Here is a 17,394-nt window from a genome sequence, read left to right as displayed (position 1 = left end):
ATGAGCGACTTCTTCACTTCTTCGTAAGGTACAAGTTCATGAAAAGCGAACATCAAGTTCCAATGGTTAAGGGGCTATATGATGATATGTTATGATCCAACAATGAAAGGATTGACAAAGATGTCTCGAAAAATAGTAAGTGCATGTCTAGCGGGGATTCAGTGTCGCTATGATCAAAAACATCAAAAAGCCGATGATATCCTAGAATTAGTAAGGTGTGGAGAGGCACTCCCGGTTTGTCCTGAGCAAATGGGTGGATTATCTACCCCGCGCCCCCCAGCAGAGATCGTAGGTGGAGATGGGGAGGATGTGCTAGATGGGACAGCAAAAGTGATTGATATTCATGGTAACGATGTAACAAAAGCATTTGTTCAAGGAGCTTATGAGACTTTAAAAATCGCTAAAGAGATTGGAGCCACAGAAGCGATTCTCAAAGAACGAAGTCCATCTTGTGGGAGCTGTACCATTTATAATGGAGAATTTAAAGGGATCAAAAAGGCAGGAGTGGGGGTGACAGCTGCGTTGTTACGACGACATCAAATTCAAGTGAGATCAGAGGAAGCATTGTTTGATCAGAACAGAAATAAATAATCTCCTAGATTAAGGAGATTATTTATTAGGTACAATGGATTCATTTGATAGCTCTTTTTTTAATTGTTTATATTGATAAAACATGACTAGCCGCCATGGTAATAACATGCCAAATGCTAGGACGAAGAAAATTCCTGCGGTTTGAAAGATGCTAATATGTTGTTCAATATAGTTGTGTAGAGCCATCCGAATGATTAATAAAATGATTAAGATGACTACAAAAGCTTTGGAGCGTTTGAGATAGATTTGGTTATCAATGATTTCAAACTTGGATGTTTGAATCAGTGGAATGGCTAAAAAAATAATCCCTGCTACAAATGCGATCAATGCCCAACTCCACGGAATATGTGTAGGTGGGTAGACGAACATCATAAACCCTGTGCTCATCCCTAGAGGGGGAATGAGTATTTTTTTGGCGGATGTGGGCTTTTTAGTTGCACGCAAGCGAATAACCACGACAGCCGTAGCCATGATTAACGCAACAATCGGCGCAAGAATTTGTATATAGTAAGGAATGACTTGTCCCATAACCGTCCCTCCTTATCATAGAAAAATTAGCACACTTTAATGCATTTGTAAATAAGATATGCTTGACTTCAAACTGAACTTGCTGGAAAATATAACTTATATCCTATGATGAGGAAGTTTGTAAAAGGTTATACTCTCTCATTATGAATGTTGGTTTATGGTATCATAATCTTAAATACTTAAAGCGATGACAAAGAAGAGTAGCATGGAGAGTCTGTGCAGAGAGTTGGCGGAAGGTGCAAGCCAATCAGTAACCTATGTGAATGGGCTTTGGAGCTGCTTGTCTGAACGAAGCGATTGCTTTTACTAGGAGCAAGTCGGGATAGAATCCCGTTATTCAATGAGTGTACCTTTTTAATGTTAGGTGAATTAGGGTGGTATCGCGAGCTCAACTCGTCCCTTTTGTGGGGACGGGTTTTTTATTTTTAAAAAGGAGTGATGAAAGTGAAACGTGTATTTTCAGGTGTCCAACCTACAAATTTTGTCCACTTGGGAAACTATTTAGGAGCCATTCAACAATTTGTAAAACTTCAAGATCAAGCTGATTGTTACTACTGTGTAGTAAACCTTCATGCGATTACTATTCCGCGTGATCCTCAGGAGTTAAGAGAGAAAACGTTGGATCTTGCTGCTATGTATCTGGCTGTTGGATTAGATCCTAAGAAAGCTACCTTATTTGTCCAATCTCAAGTTAGGGCACATAGTGAGGCTGGATGGTTATTACAATGTCTGGCTCGGATTGGCGAATTGAATCGGATGATTCAATACAAAGAGAAAAGTAAAGGCTCCGACTCTGTGGTGGCTGGTTTATATACGTATCCAGTCTTACAAGCAGCAGATATTTTACTTTATCAGGCGGATCAGGTTCCTGTAGGTGAAGATCAGAAACAACATATTGAATTGACACGGGAGTTAGCAGAACGCTTTAATCGTGATTATGGTCATGTGTTAACGGTTCCCGAAGCCCTGATTCAAAAAGAAGGTGCCAAGATCATGGGGCTTGATGAACCAGAGAAAAAAATGAGTAAAAGTGCGGATAGCCACTTTAACTATATTACCATGTTAGACGAACCCAAATTGATTGAGAAAAAATTAAAAAGAGCAGTTACTGATTCAGAAAATATCGTTCGCTATGATCCAGAAACGAAACCTGGCGTGAGTAACCTACTTGTTCTGTACAGTCGCTTTGCTGATATCTCAATTTGCGAGTTAGAAAGAAAATACGAGGGAATTGGTTATGGTCAATTGAAAAAAGATGTGATTGAGGCGACTATTGATCATCTTACTCCGATTCAACAACGTTACCACGAAATCCGGCTGTCTGACGAGTTAATTCGTATTTTACAACAGGGTGCTGAAAAGGCGAATGAAGTAGCGGAACAAACCGTTCGTAAGATGAAAGATGCGATGGGGATTTTATAAGTTAAACCCACATAAAAAAGCGACCCAGTTCATCGGGTCGCTTTTTTATGTGGGTGTTAAGCGTTTAATGCATTGTATTTGGAAGAAAGACGTGATTTTTTACGAGCAGCAGCATTTTTATGAATTAAGCCTTTAGTTACAGCTTTATCTAAGCTACGGCTTGCTTCTTTAAGTAAAACAGCTGCTTGTTCTTTTTCTTGTTGATCAACAGCAACCAAAAACTTTTTCACAGAAGTACGCATCGCAGACTTTTGTGCTGAGTTATGTGCACGACGTACTTCGTTGGTTTTTGCACGCTTAATTGCGGATTTAATATTTGCCAACCGATTCACCTCCTGAGTTCAAAGATACGCATCCCATTTCATGCAACATGCAATATTCTAGCATGAGCAAGGGCAAAAAGCAATAATCGAAGAACGGGAATAATTAAAACAAGTAAATGGTAACACTAGTTAATAGAAGATGGAAGGAGGGAGTAGGTTTGCACCAAGTTGATTTAAGTGGATACTCCATCCGCACTGATTTAGCTCGTGAAGCTCACGCAATGGCTTCAGAGAGATTGAAGCATACGGACCAGATTCCTGGTGTACAGATTGAAGAAACAACAAAAGATGGGATTACAACTAGCTGGATCAAGATTGATGATGAGGTAGGCGCTAGGGAATTGGGGAAAGTTCCAGGTACTTATTTAACTTTTGAGATTCCAGGACTACGATCTAAAGATTCAATGTTAGAGCATCGTGTGGCAACTCATTTTGCAGAAGAGTTTAGCCGATTTCTTCATGAGATTGGTATAAAGTCCAACGATCAAGCGTTAATTGTTGGATTGGGGAACTGGAATGTCACTCCTGATGCTTTTGGTCCATGGGTCGTTAAACATACGATGATCACTCGTCATTTATTTGAGCTTGTTCCTGAACAAGTCGCTGAGGGCTATCGTTCCGTTAGTGCGATTTCACCGGGAGTTTTGGGAATCACAGGGATGGAGACCAGTGAGATTGTAAAAGGGGTTGTTGAACAAAGCCAGCCTGATTTTGTAATCGCTTTTGATTCATTAGCTTCTCGTGCTTTGTCTAGAGTGAATACAACCATACAAATCGCTGATTCAGGAATCCATCCAGGATCAGGAGTAGGGAATAAGCGTAAGGCTTTAAATAAAGAAACATTAGGAATCCCCGTCATTGCTATTGGTGTCCCCACAGTAGTAGACGCTGTTACGATTGCCCACGATACGATCGACTTTGTACTTTCCCATGTGAGTCGAGAGATGCAGGGGGTTCGCTCCAATCCACTTGACCCCTATAATCGCCCTTCTGTGAAAGATCTGCAACAACATCAAGTGCCAACTGAAACCCAGAATCAATTGTTAGGCATGTTAGGTGGACTAGATTCAGCAGAGAAAAAACAACTCATCCATGAAGTTTTATCTCCATTAGGGCAAAACCTAATCGTAACTCCAAAAGAAGTAGATTCATTCATCGCGAATATTGCCAAAATGGTTGCTAATGGAGTTAACTGTGCCCTTCATGAGACTGTAACCATGGATAATGTGGCTTCTCATTTACAATAGGGATCGATCAATGGGATTGATCCCCTTTCTTGTGGGCTTATACAGCAACCTATGGGGATATACTAGGAAATATATTAATAGAAACCCTTACCTCGCAAAACATCTGATTATATTTAAAAGTTCTAACTCTATGAACGACTACATACTTTTAGATAGAACCTGTTGATAGAGGGTGAACAAGTTGAGAGGATTTAAAATTATTAATATATCGAGACCCCGAACACGACAAACCTTGGTGTTTATATTGATGGGAATAGCTGTGATCTTTGCAGTTGTGGGATCTCTAGTAGTCTTGCAAGCAGAAAATAGTTTGCAAACATCTAGTATAGGTAAGGTAACATCACGGATTCCAGATCAGACGCTCGTCATGGTGATGGGTGGAGAGATTCCATATCTAAAAGAGAGTGTGGACGCACCTGACATGGAGGGATTAGCCTCTCGACTCTTCATTGATTTAGCTACAAGTATTGATTTTCGAGATCCACGAACTTTTTTAGGGAGAGAGTTGCCACTCTTTGCTCTCTTTGATTCAGAGATTGTTTTAGCCAGTTCTGATGTGGATTATACTTCAATCCCTGTGGAGTCTCCCCCACCGCCAGAACTAGAAAAAGAGATTTTAAAAGGTTTGGAATCTAGCCAAGAAGAAGAGCCGCCTTCAGTGGCTAAAGAAAGTGGCTTATCCAAACGTGTTTTGATCTACACTACTCATTTTTGGGAATCTTATCTTCCTGAGTTAAAGGAAAAAGGAAGTGCTAATAAAGCGAGCGACTTAAAAGTGAATGTAACTACTTTAAGTAATTATTTAGCACAAAGATTGGAACAGCAGGGTGTAGGAGCAATCGCCACACATAAAAAATATACTTGGGAAGGTTCCTATGGAAAGTCTCGAAAAATGGTACAAACTGTTATGAAGCAGAATCAAGATATTACTTATTTAATTGATATTCATCGAGACTCGTTACGAAGAAACAAAACTACATTGACACATGATGGGAAATCTTATGCAAGACTTGCCTTTATCGTCGGCAAATCGAGTAAGAATTATGAGGAAAATCTGCAATTGGCCCGCCAACTCCATAATGAACTTAATCAGTTGGTACCAGGAATTTCAAGAGCTGTCATTACGAAAGAGCGAGCACATGGAAATAATGGAGAGTATAATCAATCCCTATCACCAAACAGCATGCTTGTTGAAGTAGGCGGAGTGGATAATAATTTTGAAGAAGGGTATCGATCCCTAGATCTTTTGGCAAAATTGATAGCAGAGAGAATAAATCCAGCGACCCCTGTGATGAGCCAACCAAAGTAATCATCATTTATGGAAAAGGATGAGGTGAATGAAGGAATGCGCGCTTCCATTCAATTATTAGGACTTGGAATCATGTTGATCATCGGGATTTTTTTAGGTATTGATACGGCAGAAAAAAACATTCAAAAATTGGAAGGAGTAGAGGGGTCACCTCGCGCAATCCAGATTACACCTCAACAGAATGGGAAAATTGAAATTTCAGTGATGGGGCAAGTGGTAGAAACAAAAAATCCAGTCGAAAATCTTGATGATCAAAAAATAAAAGAAGCCAGTCAAAAAGTGAAAGGAACCATACAAAATGAAACAAGTCAGCTGGCCTTGGTAGGTAATCATGCTGGAACAGCGATTCGTCAAATCACTCGAAAGCTGGTTGAGTCTATATTCAGTTGGGCAAATTAAACTTGGATGAGTCGTTCCTTGTATGGAAGGGCTCATTTTTTGATGAGATGAGAATGATTGAAGCGCTTCTAATGGACTGTTATAATTAAAAAATGCAGTCTTGCTCGTTACGCAGGAGGGAATAAATCGGGGATGGATAAAAAAGAACGTCAACAGATGATCCGTAACTTTTCAATTATTGCTCATATTGACCATGGAAAGTCTACGCTAGCAGATCGAATATTAGATTTTACTGGAGCGATATCCGCTCGAGAAAAACAAGACCAATTTTTAGATAAGATGGACTTGGAACGGGAACGTGGGATTACGATTAAATTGCAGTCGGTTCGTCTTCCTTACCGAGCAAAAGATGGTCAGGAATATATCCTTAATCTGATCGATACACCCGGGCATGTAGACTTTTCTTATGAAGTTTCAAGAAGTTTGGAGGCTTGTGAAGGGGCTTTACTCGTCGTTGATGCTGCTCAAGGTGTGGAAGCGCAAACATTAGCCAATGTCTATCTAGCACTGGAAAATGATTTAGAGATTATCCCAGTCATTAATAAAATTGACTTGCCTAGTGCTGAACCTGAGCGAGTCAAACAAGAAATTGAAGATGTGGTTGGCTTAGATACAAGTGATGCTGTCCTCGCATCTGCTAAATCAGGAATTGGGATCGAGGACATTTTGGAACAGGTCGTTCAAAAAGTGCCTGCTCCTACAGGTGATTCTTCGGCACCTCTTCGGGCTCTAATCTTCGACTCCTTCTACGATTCCTACAAAGGCGTTATTATTTACATGCGGGTAGTAGAAGGAACCATTAAAAAAGGTATGAAGATCAAAATGATGGCAACGGGAAAAACTTTTGAAGTAACAGAAGTGGGTGCTTATGCACCACATTCCGTGCAGATGGATGAACTATCAGTTGGGGAAGTAGGCTTTGTAGTTGCTAGTATTAAAAACGTGAAAGATACCCGAGTTGGAGACACAATTACAGATGCAAATAACCCAGCATCAGAACCATTACCAGGTTATCGTCGAATCAATCCGATGGTATTCTGTGGGCTTTACCCAGTGGAATCATCTGACTATGATGATCTACGTGAGTCACTTGAAAAGTTGGAGCTTAACGATGCTTCACTTTCCTATGAACCAGAAACATCTAATGCCTTAGGATTTGGATTCCGTTGTGGATTCCTAGGTCTTCTTCACATGGAAATTATTCAAGAGCGGATCGAGCGTGAATTTGGGATTCCATTGATTACCACAGCTCCTAGTGTTGTTTATAATGTTTACCAAACAGATGACAGTATGATTTCGATCGAAAATCCGACCCTGATGCCACCTCAACAAAAAATTGACCGAGTTGAGGAGCCTTATGTAAAAGCTGCCATTATGGTTCCTAATGACTATGTTGGTGCAGTGATGGAAATTTGCCAAAATAAGCGAGGGTCCTATATTGACATGAGTTATATGGATAACAATCGTGTCAATATCGTCTATGAATTACCACTCGCCGAAATTGTTTACGACTTCTTTGATCAATTAAAGTCTAACACCAAAGGTTATGCGTCTTTCGACTATGAATTGATCGGTTATAAACCTTCCAACTTGGTTAAAATGGATATTTTATTAAACGGGGAAGTCGTTGACGCACTCTCCTTTATCGTTCACCGTGATCGGGCTTATCATCGGGGTCGCCTCTTAGTAGAGAAATTGAAAAAGTTGATCCCCCGCCAAATGTTTGAAGTACCTATTCAAGCAACAGTTGGAACAAAGGTTGTAGCTCGTGAAACGATTAGTGCGATTCGGAAAAACGTATTGGCAAAGTGTTATGGTGGTGACATCAGCCGAAAACGTAAGTTACTTGAGAAACAAAAAGAAGGTAAAAAGCGAATGAAAGCTGTAGGAAATGTAGAAGTTCCTCAAGAAGCGTTTATGGCTGTACTTCAAATGGATGAAAATAAATAGAGCAAAGCCGTATGTGGACCAGTTCCACTTACGGCTTCTTGTGTCTTGGAGGTGAAGAAACAAATGACCCCACGAGCGGTTTATATTCATATTCCTTTTTGTACGAATAAGTGTTTTTACTGTGACTTTACTGCCTATGTGGTTGAGGGACAACCCGTTGACAAATACTTGGATGCATTGTTTCGTGAAATGGCCTTAACAGTGGCAGAGGTTCCTCCACGAGAAATTGAAGCGATTTTTATCGGTGGTGGAACTCCAACAGTATTAACACCTCAACAGATGGAGTTACTTTGTGAAAAGATTCGTCTCTACTTTCCGAAGTGGAGTGAGGAGATTGAATTTACGATTGAAGCGAACCCTGGAACGACCAGTCCTGAATTACTTCGTGTGATGCATGAAGGTGGGATCAATCGAATCAGTTTTGGTGCACAAACCTTTCGTCCGCAATTATTGAAAAGAATTGGTCGAATTCATGAGGTGGAAGATATCAAACGAAGTGTTTTTCAAGCTCGTGAAGCTGGGTTTCATAACATATCTCTGGACTTGATGTTTGGGCTACCTGAGCAAACCGTTCAAGATATGAAAGAAACACTACAACACGCTGGATCATTAAAGCCAGATCATTTTTCTTGTTATAGCTTGAAAATTGAAGAAGGAACATTGTTTCATCAATTATATGAACGTAAACAGCTCCCACTTCCTACCGAAGATGATGAGTTAACCATGTATCAATTGATTCGCTCCGAACTTCAAAGCCATGGATATGAACAATATGAAGTGAGTAATTTTGCAAAACCAGGATATGAGAGTAAACATAATTCTACTTATTGGTTAAATGAAGAATACTATGGGCTAGGTGCTGGAGCACATGGTTATATGAATGGAATACGTCATGCTAACGTGAAAGGAATCAAAGAGTATATTCGACGTGTGAATGGTGGACATCGTCCCGTTGTGGAATCCTATCAGGTGAGTGATCAAGAAGATCGTGAAAATTTTATGATGCTGGGTTTACGGTTGATGCAAGGGGTAAATAAGGATCGTTTTTTCTCATTGTATCAACAAACTGTCGATGAGGTTTTTGGTGGACAAGTGCAGCAATTAAAAAAACTTGGTCTAATTATTGAAGAAAATGATAACATTCGATTAACAGAAAAGGGCTTATTGTTTGGAAATGAAGTATTTGCTTCATTTTTAGATGGGTAATGTTTTAAAAAGGAACATTGACATCAATTTCTGCGTTTGGTAAGTTAGATATAGTTATTTTAGCACTCGGAGTAGTGGAGTGCTAACAAGGAGGGGAGGCAGATGTTAACCGAGCGGCAAAAACGAATTCTCTGGGCGATTATCAACGATTACATCGTGTCAGCTGAGCCAGTCGGCTCCCGAACAGTTTCGAAAAAAGAAGGAGTCGGGTTTAGTGCGGCTACGGTTCGCAATGAGATGGCTGATTTAGAAGAGATGGGTTTTTTAGAGCAACCGCATACATCTGCCGGGAGAATACCTTCTCAAAAAGGATATCGCTTCTATGTAGATCACCTTTTGACTCCACGTTTGTGGAGAAGAGAAGATCTGATTATTTTGCATGAAAGTTATACGTTACAAATGGATCGTATCGAAGAGGTTATTCAGCAAACAACATCTCTTCTTTCTAACTTAACTAATTATATGACGATCATCCTAGGGCCTAAGATTTCTGAAAACAGATTGAAACATTTACAAATTGTCCCGCTTTTTGATCGTTCAGCTATTTCAATTTTAGTTACAGATACAGGTTATGTTTATCAGAAACGTATTATGATTCCAGAGAAAGTTCCGTATCACGAAGCAGAAAGATTAGTTCACTTACTTAACTATCGGTTAAATGGAATCCCGTTACCCCATTTGAGAAAAGCTGTTGCCCAAGAGTTAAAAACTGAACTGGCACACCAGTTTTCTAAGTATGGGGAGTTAAGTGGCTTAATTAACCAGGTTTTACAAGCAGAAAAACAGGAACGTGTTTATACAAGTGGCGCAACGCGTATGCTCGATCAACCGGAGTTCCAAGATGTAGAAAAGGTTAAAATGCTTTTAGATCTGATTGAAGAGAATCAAACCATGGTGGAACTCATGGAGCCCACTACAAATGGGGTACAAGTTCGGATTGGAAATGAAATTCATCATAATGCAGTAACTAATTGTAGTATTATCTCTGCTTCTTATATGATTAATGGCGAACCTGTCGGTACCATTGGTGTCCTTGGACCTACTCGTATGGACTATGGAAGGGTCATTGGGTTGATCGATCTATTATCTAAAGACTTTTCACGGCGTTTAAGCACCCTATTTGAATTAGATTAACTAAGTTAGCTCTTGTACAAATAGACGAAATAGGCGGTTGACCAGTGAATAGGTCTATTCATGACCTGGATTCTTTGGCGAATCCCTGTCCCGATTTAGAGAAAGGATGGAAGTTGGGTGCCTGACAAGGATCATATCAATCTAGGAGAAGGGGAGTCACTTCAATCTGCTCTTCAAAGTAATGGAAATGCCGTGAAAGCGGTAGCAGCAACTGTCGAAACAACATTGGGACCTAAAGGTCTAGACACGATGTTAGTTGACAGTGGAGGTAAAGTGATTGTTACCAATGATGGATTTACCATTTTAGACCGAATGGCAGTCAAACACCCTGCTGCTAGTATGATTGTAAATGTAGCTAAGGCTCAACAAGAAATTATGGGTGATGGAACTACAACAGCAACGTTGCTTGCAACTGCTCTTGTCGAAGAAGGTGCCAAACAGGTTGCTCGTGGTGTTCCAGTTGCAAAAATCATCACAGGTATGCAACGAGGGATCAGATTTTCTTTACATAAGATGAAAGAAAAAGCACGTCCCATTTGGGCACTTGAGGATGAATGGTTGCAACGGATCGCCTATACTGCTAGTCGTGAAAATGAGGACATTACGCTTTCCGTTATTGAGGCTGCTCAACTAATTGGGCGTGAAAAGCTGATGGAAGAGAAAAATTTTAAGCTATCCAGTACAGTTGTGGGTCATCCTCATGTTGAAAGTCATGTTTTTTCGGGTATTTTGATTAATAAAGCCAGGATGAATTCTCAAATGCTCGATTACAAGCAAGATATTCGTGTCCTTGTTTTGGCAGATGCATTGGAACCAGATCTGAGTGATGAAGAGGCAAGTAGAACTGATGTAGAAGCTATCAAACAGGAAAGATCTAAAGAAGAGTTTTTAGTGTCATTAGAACATTTGATTCATCTCAATGTAGGATTGATTGTGACAGCTAGAGGTGTTGACCCCCATGCGGAAGAAGTTCTTACTGATGCAGGTATCATGGTAGTTCAACACGTGACTCGAGAGGATCTGAGTAAAGTAGCTGTACATACTGGAGCTAGACTTGTAAAACGTAGTGGCTTGTTTAAATCTCTGGAAGAGTTAGAAGCGATCTTAGGCTTTTGTGCTGAAGTAGAAGATGATGAAATTCTTGAAAAGGTACGAATCAGTGGCGGTAGAGGGAAACCTTATGCTACCATTTTGGTTGGTGCAGCAACTGAAGAGGTAGTAGAGGAGCGGGAACGGATTTGCAAAGATGCGGCTGCAGCTGTGCAAGCTGCTCTTCGTGAGGGATATGTTCCAGGTGGTGGAGCCATCGAGCTCTCTCTAGCTCGCGATGTAGAGAACTTTAGAGACACTGTCCAAGGAATGGAACGCTTTGGTGTATCAGTAGTATCTGAAGCTCTTCAGAGACCGATGACACAGGTTGTAGCCAATGCTGGATTTAATCCACTTGAAAAGATTGAGTTGGTTAAAGCTTTCCAGCTAAAACGTCAGTCTGACTCCCTTGGAATAGATTGTGATCGTGGTACCGTTGCGGATATGATTGAAATGGGAGTTGTTGATCCGCTTCTTGTTAAATATCATGCATTACAAACGGCAGGCGAAGTGAGTACAGCTATTCTACGAATTCATACCATTGTTCAAATGAAAGACATGCCTGTCTTCTAACAGTAAGGAGGACTTGTAATGGAATTGGAAAACCAAGAGCTCCAATTGCAGAAACGGACTCAGACTTCCAAGAATGAAAGTTACGATCATGACAGAAACCAAGAGGAGTCATTTCGTACTGAAGAAGAGGTTAATCCGAAGGGTTACCAACCTACTCTTGAAGAGTTTGAGCAGTTAAAACAACAATTAGATCAATACCAGGCATTAGTGCAACAATTGAAGAAGCAAGCAGACGAAAATCATGAGCAGATGCTCCGCGCAAGAGCTGATTTAGAAAACTCTCGGCGCCGTTTTCGTAAAGAAAAAGAAGTCGCACTCAAGTATGCAGCTGTTCCTCTGCTTGAATCACTATTGCCTGTTTTAGATAACTTTGAACGTGCACTAGATGCAGCGGATCAAAGTGAGCATCATCAAGGATTGCAAGAAGGCGTTGAAATGGTGTATCGTCAATTTCTCGGCTCTCTTTCCCAAGCGGGTTTAAGCCTTATTGAAGCAGAAGGAAAACCATTTGATCCTCATCAACATAATGCAGTGATGCTTGTTCCTGTTGAAGGAGTAGAACCGGGATTGGTAGTAGAAGAAGTTCAATCAGGTTATCGATTTCTGGACCGTGTCATTCGTCCATCAATGGTCAAAATCAGCAATTAATTTTTGATATACTAATTTTGTTAAGGTCATGTAGGAGGTTGCAGTCGAATGGGTAAAATCATCGGGATCGATTTAGGAACCACAAACTCATGCGTCTCATTCATGGAAGGTAGCGAAGCAGTTGTTATTCCTAATGCTGAAGGGGGAAGAACGACTCCTTCTGTTGTAGGCTTTTCCAAGTCAGGCGAACGTTTAGTCGGTGACGCTGCAAAACGCCAAGCGATCACCAATCCGGATAAAACCATTAGCTCGATTAAACGGTTTATGGGATATGGACATACCGTAGATATTGATGGAAAAGAATATACTCCACAAGAGATTTCAGCAATGGTTTTACAAAAATTGAAATCTGATGCTGAAGCATACTTAGGAGAGAAAGTAAATAAAGCAGTTATTACTGTTCCTGCATACTTTAATGATAGCCAACGTCAAGCTACCAAAGATGCAGGAAGAATTGCAGGACTTGAAGTAATGCGGATTATTAACGAGCCAACGGCTGCCGCACTTGCTTATGGCTTAGAAAAAACAGAAGAACATAAAATCCTTGTCTTTGACTTAGGTGGAGGTACTTTTGACGTTTCAATTCTTGAACTTGGAGACGGAGTCTTTGAAGTTCTAGCAACAAGTGGAGATAATAAACTAGGTGGAGACGACTTTGACCAAGTGATTATTGACTACTTAGTTGAAGAATTTGAAAATGAAAACGGAATCGATCTAAGTCAAGATAGTATGGCGATGCAAAGGTTAAAAACAGAAGCTGAAAAAGCTAAAAAAGATTTATCAGGTGTATTAACCACAACCATTTCTTTACCATTCTTAGCACAAGATGAAACAGGACCTAAACATTTAGAAGTAACACTGACCCGTGCAAAATTTGAAGAACTTAGTGCGGATCTAATTGAACGCACAATGGATCCAACTCGTCAAGCTCTCCGAGATGCCAATCTGGATCCTAGTGAGATTGACAAAGTAGTTCTAGTGGGTGGTTCGACTCGAATCCCAGCTGTTCAAGAAGAGATCAAAAAGCTGATCGGTAAAGATCCAAGTCGTGGTGTAAACCCTGATGAAGTGGTCGCTATGGGAGCAGCCATCCAAGGTGGTATTTTAGCGGGCGATGTGAAAGATATTGTATTGCTTGATGTAACTCCTCTTTCTTTAGGAATTGAAACACTTGGTGGAGTATTCACGAAGCTGATTGATCGGAATACAGCGATTCCTACTGAAAAATCTCAAATCTTCTCCACAGCAGCCGATAACCAAACGATGGTAGATATTCATGTGTTACAAGGGGAACGCCAAATGGCTTCTGACAATAAGACATTAGGGCGCTTCCAACTCACTGGAATTCCACCAGCACCACGGGGAATCCCACAGATTGAAGTTACTTTCAAAATCGATGTTAATGGAATTGTTAACGTTTCAGCAAAAGATAAAGCAACGAATAAGAGTCAAGATATTACGATTCAATCGTCCAGTGGTTTAAGTGATGAAGAAATCGAAAAAATGGTCAATGAAGCTGAAATGCACGCTGATGAAGACCAAAAGCGCAAAGAGCAAGTGGAAGTCCGGAATAAAGCTGACCAATTGATCTTCAGTACAGAAAAGACTGTGAAAGATCTTGGAGATAAAGTTGATTCAGCAGATGTAGAAAAAGCCAATGAAGCTAAAGATGAATTGAAGAAAGCCCTCGAAGGCGATGACTACGAAGAAATCAAAAAAGCAACGGAAAAACTAGAGCAAGAAGTGCAACAACTTTCCGTAAAGCTATATGAAAAAATGCAACAAGAATCAGGTCAACAACAAGCTGAAGAGTCAAACAGTAGTAAAAAAGATAATGTTGTTGATGCAGAGTATGAGGAAATTAAAGAAGATAAATAGTGATTAGGAGGGGACGGAAGATCTCCTCGGCTGGAAAGTCAATGTCGAGGCTCTGTCTTGACTTGGCTTTCCATTTTTTTTGATGCAGCATATGAACTCATTTTTTCTTATCTTTATTTTTGATGTAGGTAGAGGAAGAGGAGGTGATCGGGTGAGTAAACGCGATTATTACGAGGTGCTTGGGTTAAGCCGTAATACCTCAGATGAAGAAATCCGTAAAGCGTATCGTAAGTTAGCTCGCAAGTACCATCCTGATGTGAATAAAGAAGCAGATGCTGAAGAGAAGTTTAAAGAGGTTAAAGAGGCTTATGAAGTATTAAGTGATCCACAGAAAAAAGCTCACTACGATCAATTTGGACACGCAGATCCTACTGGTGGGTTTAATGGTGGAACAGGATTTACAGGACAAGATTTCGGATTTGGTGATATATTCGATATGTTTTTTGGAGGAGGTCGTCGCCACAACCCGAACGCCCCTCGTCAAGGATCTGATTTAGAGTATCGCCTGCAAATCGAGTTTAAAGATGCTGTATATGGTAAAAATGTAGATGTAGTGATTCCCCGTACAGAAACTTGTGATACATGTCATGGTAATGGAGCTAAGCCTGGCTCAAAACCAGAAGTATGTGCTGTATGTCAAGGGACCGGACAGGCTGAAGTGGTTCAAAATACACCATTTGGTCGTATTGTCAATCGTCGCGTCTGTCATAGTTGTAATGGGACAGGTAAATATATTCGTGAGAAATGTTCGAACTGTTCAGGCTCTGGGAGCATCAAGAGGAAGAAGAAAATCAACGTTAAAATTCCAGCGGGGATTCATGAAGGTGCACAATTGCGTGTCAGTGGTGAAGGTGAACCAGGAATAAATGGTGGACCACCAGGAGATCTTTATATCACCATCATGGTGAAGCCTCATGACTACTTTAAACGGGAAGGGGACGACCTAACTTGTGATCTGCCAATCTCTTTTGCACAAGCAGCATTGGGAGATGAAGTAGTTGTGCCAACCTTGAATGGACGTGCTAAACTGCGAATTCCAGTTGGAACCCAGACAGGCACTGAGTTCCGGATGCAAGGAAAAGGGGTTCCACGCTTACGAGGCTATGGAGAAGGCGATCTTCGAGTCAAAGTGCGTGTGGTTGTCCCAACAAAGCTAAATGAAGAACAAAAACAGGCATTACGTGAATTTAACCGCCTTTGTGGTGAATATATCAACGAACAGCATGACAATTTCTTTGATAAAATGAAAAAAGCTTTTCGGGGAGATTAACCTTCCAGACAGGAACGGGCGCTATGCCCGTTTTTGTTTTTTTTGCTATCATTAGCATAGAAGATGATTGAACTTGAAAGACATTGGAATCAAGTAATCAGGAAAAGCCATCATTTGCAGGAGGGTTTAGATGAATTGGATTGAAGTCAGTGTACATACCAGTCATGAAGCACTTGAAGCCATCAGTGCTCTATTACAAGAACTTGGGGCAGATGGAGTTGCGATTGAAGATGCTGAAGTGCTTAAAAGAACATGGGAAAATAAGTATGGCGAAATCATCGCTTTGTCTAAAGATGATTATCCTGAAGAAGGAGTCATTGTTAAAGCTTATTTGTCAGAGCTGGAAATTTCAGATGTAGAAGCGTTGGTGAAACAGATTCAAGCTGGTTTTGATCAATTAAAGGAACTAGGTCTTAATCTGGGAGCTTCACTTATCACTACACAACAAGTGGATGAAGAATCATGGGCGCATGAATGGAAGAATTATTATAAGCCTGTACAAATCACAGAACGTTTGTCTGTAAAACCTGTGTGGGAAGAGTATTCACCAAACTCTGCAACAGAGCAAGTGATTGAGTTAGATCCAGGAATGGCATTTGGAACAGGAACACATCCAACAACCGTTTTGAGTCTAAAATTGTTGGATCAATATCTCTCCCCTTCATCTCAAGTTATCGACGTAGGATGTGGAAGTGGTATTTTGAGTATCGCTGCTGCGAAATTAGGGGCAAAGGAAGTGCTTGCCCTTGATCTAGATCCAGTAGCCGTACAAAATGCAAAGCAAAATATGAAACAAAATAGAGTTGAAGCCATTGTCAAGGTAGAAGAGGGAGATCTTCTTAAAGGAGTTTCGCATACAGCTGATCTAGTGGTTGCTAACATTTTAGCTGACATTATTTTACGATTTACTTTTGAACTTCCTAGAGTGTTAGTTCCTGGAGGGATTTTTATTGCATCAGGGATTATCGAGGAGAAAGAACAAGAAATCGTAGACTCATTAACGAAGAATGGGTTAGAAGTATTGGAAATCGTTCACCAAGAAGGCTGGGTAGCGATTGCCGCAAAAAAATGGTAAACTGGTAGGAGTGTCTCATGCAAAGATATTTTATTCAACCAAGTCAGATAGAAAATAAGATCATCCGATTAACGGAAGATGTTGCACATCATCTTACTCATGTGTTGCGTTCACGCTTGGATGATCAGTTGATTTGTTGTGATGGACTTGGCTCTGATTATATAACAAAAATCATAGAAATATCGAAAGGTACCGTTCTTTGTGAAATCCTAGAAACGAGACCCTCTCAAGGTGAACCTCTAACCCAAGTAACGATTGCTCAATCCTTTCCGAAAGGGGATAAATGGGAATGGATTTTGCAAAAAGGGACGGAGATTGGAGCGGTTCGATTTCTTCCCTTTCAATCAGAACGGACGGTTGTTAAAATAGATGCTCGGAAAGCTGTAAAAAAGCAGGAACGATGGGAACGAATTGTTCAGGAAGCTGCAGAACAAGCTCACCGAGGTCGTGTTCCTGAGGTTGGAGCTGTGCTCAGTTGGAAGGACTTATTGCGTGAAATTAGGAGTTCTTCGACTTCCTGGATCGCCTATGAAAAAGGGGGAGAAGCTCTTTCAGAGGAGATAGCGTCTTCTTCAGATGATATCTTATTGATTATTGGTCCCGAAGGAGGCTTTTCCGAGAGCGAAGTTCAAGAAGCGATTGAGGCAGGTGCAAAGCCGATTACGCTTGGTAAACGAATTTTACGCACAGAAACAGCACCACTTGCTGCTTTATCATGTATCTTATTTGCACGAAATGATTTTGGGAGGTGA

At 40.6% G+C, this 17,394-nt stretch carries 16 protein-coding genes and 1 other annotated feature; of the genes, 14 read left to right on the top strand and 2 right to left on the bottom strand.

Going from position 1 to position 17,394, the window contains the following annotated elements; genetic code table 11:
• The first annotated feature begins 120 nt into the window (after positions 1-120).
• Positions 121-591 carry a 2-thiouracil desulfurase family protein gene (locus tag EDD58_RS07145; RefSeq protein ID WP_131924171.1) on the top strand — a complete coding sequence of 157 codons (471 nt, stop codon included), beginning with the start codon at positions 121-123 and terminating at the stop codon, positions 589-591.
• A gap of 18 nt (positions 592-609) precedes the next feature.
• Here EDD58_RS07145 and EDD58_RS07140 read toward each other — a convergent pair whose 3' ends face one another.
• Complete coding sequence (locus EDD58_RS07140; RefSeq protein WP_131924170.1) at positions 610-1,119, bottom strand: CcdC family protein; 510 nt, start codon at positions 1,117-1,119, stop codon at positions 610-612.
• Between the two features lie 178 nt (positions 1,120-1,297).
• Positions 1,298-1,523, top strand: a binding site (T-box leader).
• A 34-nt stretch (positions 1,524-1,557) separates the two neighbouring features.
• Here EDD58_RS07140 and trpS point away from each other — a divergent pair.
• Entirely contained in the window at positions 1,558-2,541 is a 984-nt protein-coding gene (trpS, locus tag EDD58_RS07135) for a tryptophan--tRNA ligase (protein WP_207903271.1), read from the top strand.
• Positions 2,542-2,597: 56 nt separating this feature from the next.
• Here trpS and rpsT read toward each other — a convergent pair whose 3' ends face one another.
• Positions 2,598-2,864 (bottom strand): 30S ribosomal protein S20, encoded by a 267-nt coding sequence (rpsT, locus tag EDD58_RS07130; RefSeq protein WP_131924169.1) that lies wholly within the window; start codon positions 2,862-2,864, stop codon positions 2,598-2,600.
• 158 nt (positions 2,865-3,022) lie between these two features.
• Here rpsT and gpr point away from each other — a divergent pair, with 158 nt between their 5' ends.
• The 12 genes from gpr to EDD58_RS07070 all read left to right on the top strand — a co-directional run bounded on the left by gpr (position 3,023) and on the right by EDD58_RS07070 (position 17,394).
• Positions 3,023-4,111 carry a GPR endopeptidase gene (gpr, locus tag EDD58_RS07125; protein WP_424321656.1) on the top strand — a complete coding sequence of 363 codons (1,089 nt, stop codon included), beginning with the start codon at positions 3,023-3,025 and terminating at the stop codon, positions 4,109-4,111.
• A 247-nt stretch (positions 4,112-4,358) separates the two neighbouring features.
• The gene (gene spoIIP, locus EDD58_RS07120) at positions 4,359-5,420 is read left to right on the top strand and encodes a stage II sporulation protein P (protein ID WP_131924167.1); all 1,062 of its coding nucleotides are present in this window, start codon (positions 4,359-4,361) and stop codon (positions 5,418-5,420) included.
• A gap of 36 nt (positions 5,421-5,456) precedes the next feature.
• Positions 5,457-5,819, top strand: a complete 363-nt coding sequence (locus EDD58_RS07115; RefSeq protein ID WP_165875855.1) for a DUF3679 domain-containing protein — start codon at positions 5,457-5,459, stop codon at positions 5,817-5,819.
• 132 nt (positions 5,820-5,951) lie between these two features.
• Positions 5,952-7,769 carry a translation elongation factor 4 gene (gene lepA, locus EDD58_RS07110; RefSeq protein WP_131924165.1) on the top strand — a complete coding sequence of 606 codons (1,818 nt, stop codon included), beginning with the start codon at positions 5,952-5,954 and terminating at the stop codon, positions 7,767-7,769.
• 63 nt (positions 7,770-7,832) lie between these two features.
• Positions 7,833-8,975: a radical SAM family heme chaperone HemW gene (hemW, locus tag EDD58_RS07105; protein WP_131924164.1), complete on the top strand. Its 1,143-nt coding sequence runs from the start codon at positions 7,833-7,835 to the stop codon at positions 8,973-8,975.
• A gap of 102 nt (positions 8,976-9,077) precedes the next feature.
• Positions 9,078-10,109 (top strand): heat-inducible transcriptional repressor HrcA, encoded by a 1,032-nt coding sequence (gene hrcA, locus EDD58_RS07100; RefSeq protein ID WP_131924163.1) that lies wholly within the window; start codon positions 9,078-9,080, stop codon positions 10,107-10,109.
• A 117-nt stretch (positions 10,110-10,226) separates the two neighbouring features.
• Positions 10,227-11,771 carry a TCP-1/cpn60 chaperonin family protein gene (locus EDD58_RS07095; protein ID WP_207903270.1) on the top strand — a complete coding sequence of 515 codons (1,545 nt, stop codon included), beginning with the start codon at positions 10,227-10,229 and terminating at the stop codon, positions 11,769-11,771.
• A gap of 18 nt (positions 11,772-11,789) precedes the next feature.
• Positions 11,790-12,419, top strand: coding sequence for a nucleotide exchange factor GrpE (grpE, locus tag EDD58_RS07090; protein WP_131924162.1), 630 nt, complete (start codon positions 11,790-11,792; stop codon positions 12,417-12,419).
• 48 nt (positions 12,420-12,467) lie between these two features.
• Positions 12,468-14,297 (top strand): molecular chaperone DnaK, encoded by a 1,830-nt coding sequence (gene dnaK / locus EDD58_RS07085; protein ID WP_131924161.1) that lies wholly within the window; start codon positions 12,468-12,470, stop codon positions 14,295-14,297.
• A gap of 151 nt (positions 14,298-14,448) precedes the next feature.
• Entirely contained in the window at positions 14,449-15,567 is a 1,119-nt protein-coding gene (dnaJ, locus tag EDD58_RS07080; protein ID WP_207903269.1) for a molecular chaperone DnaJ, read from the top strand.
• A gap of 130 nt (positions 15,568-15,697) precedes the next feature.
• Entirely contained in the window at positions 15,698-16,642 is a 945-nt protein-coding gene (gene prmA / locus EDD58_RS07075; protein ID WP_131924160.1) for a 50S ribosomal protein L11 methyltransferase, read from the top strand.
• A gap of 17 nt (positions 16,643-16,659) precedes the next feature.
• Complete coding sequence (locus EDD58_RS07070) at positions 16,660-17,394, top strand: 16S rRNA (uracil(1498)-N(3))-methyltransferase (RefSeq protein ID WP_131924159.1); 735 nt, start codon at positions 16,660-16,662, stop codon at positions 17,392-17,394.

Source organism: Hazenella coriacea (genome assembly GCF_004341825.1).
Classification (GTDB): domain Bacteria; phylum Bacillota; class Bacilli; order Thermoactinomycetales; family Thermoactinomycetaceae; genus Hazenella; species Hazenella coriacea.
This window is presented reverse-complemented; position numbering and strand designations above follow the sequence as displayed.

What these genes read in the sequence shown, in the direction of transcription:
- EDD58_RS07145 (WP_131924171.1), top strand. Translation starts at nt 121, where the DNA reads ATGTCTCGAAAAATAGTAAGTGCATGTCTAGCGGGGATTCAGTGTCGC.
- EDD58_RS07140 (WP_131924170.1), bottom strand. Translation starts at nt 1,119, where the DNA reads ATGGGACAAGTCATTCCTTACTATATACAAATTCTTGCGCCGATTGTT.
- trpS (WP_207903271.1), top strand. Translation starts at nt 1,558, where the DNA reads ATGAAAGTGAAACGTGTATTTTCAGGTGTCCAACCTACAAATTTTGTC.
- spoIIP (WP_131924167.1), top strand. Translation starts at nt 4,359, where the DNA reads ATGGGAATAGCTGTGATCTTTGCAGTTGTGGGATCTCTAGTAGTCTTG.
- EDD58_RS07115 (WP_165875855.1), top strand. Translation starts at nt 5,457, where the DNA reads ATGCGCGCTTCCATTCAATTATTAGGACTTGGAATCATGTTGATCATC.
- lepA (WP_131924165.1), top strand. Translation starts at nt 5,952, where the DNA reads ATGGATAAAAAAGAACGTCAACAGATGATCCGTAACTTTTCAATTATT.
- hemW (WP_131924164.1), top strand. Translation starts at nt 7,833, where the DNA reads ATGACCCCACGAGCGGTTTATATTCATATTCCTTTTTGTACGAATAAG.
- hrcA (WP_131924163.1), top strand. Translation starts at nt 9,078, where the DNA reads ATGTTAACCGAGCGGCAAAAACGAATTCTCTGGGCGATTATCAACGAT.
- grpE (WP_131924162.1), top strand. Translation starts at nt 11,790, where the DNA reads ATGGAATTGGAAAACCAAGAGCTCCAATTGCAGAAACGGACTCAGACT.
- dnaK (WP_131924161.1), top strand. Translation starts at nt 12,468, where the DNA reads ATGGGTAAAATCATCGGGATCGATTTAGGAACCACAAACTCATGCGTC.
- prmA (WP_131924160.1), top strand. Translation starts at nt 15,698, where the DNA reads ATGAATTGGATTGAAGTCAGTGTACATACCAGTCATGAAGCACTTGAA.
- EDD58_RS07070 (WP_131924159.1), top strand. Translation starts at nt 16,660, where the DNA reads ATGCAAAGATATTTTATTCAACCAAGTCAGATAGAAAATAAGATCATC.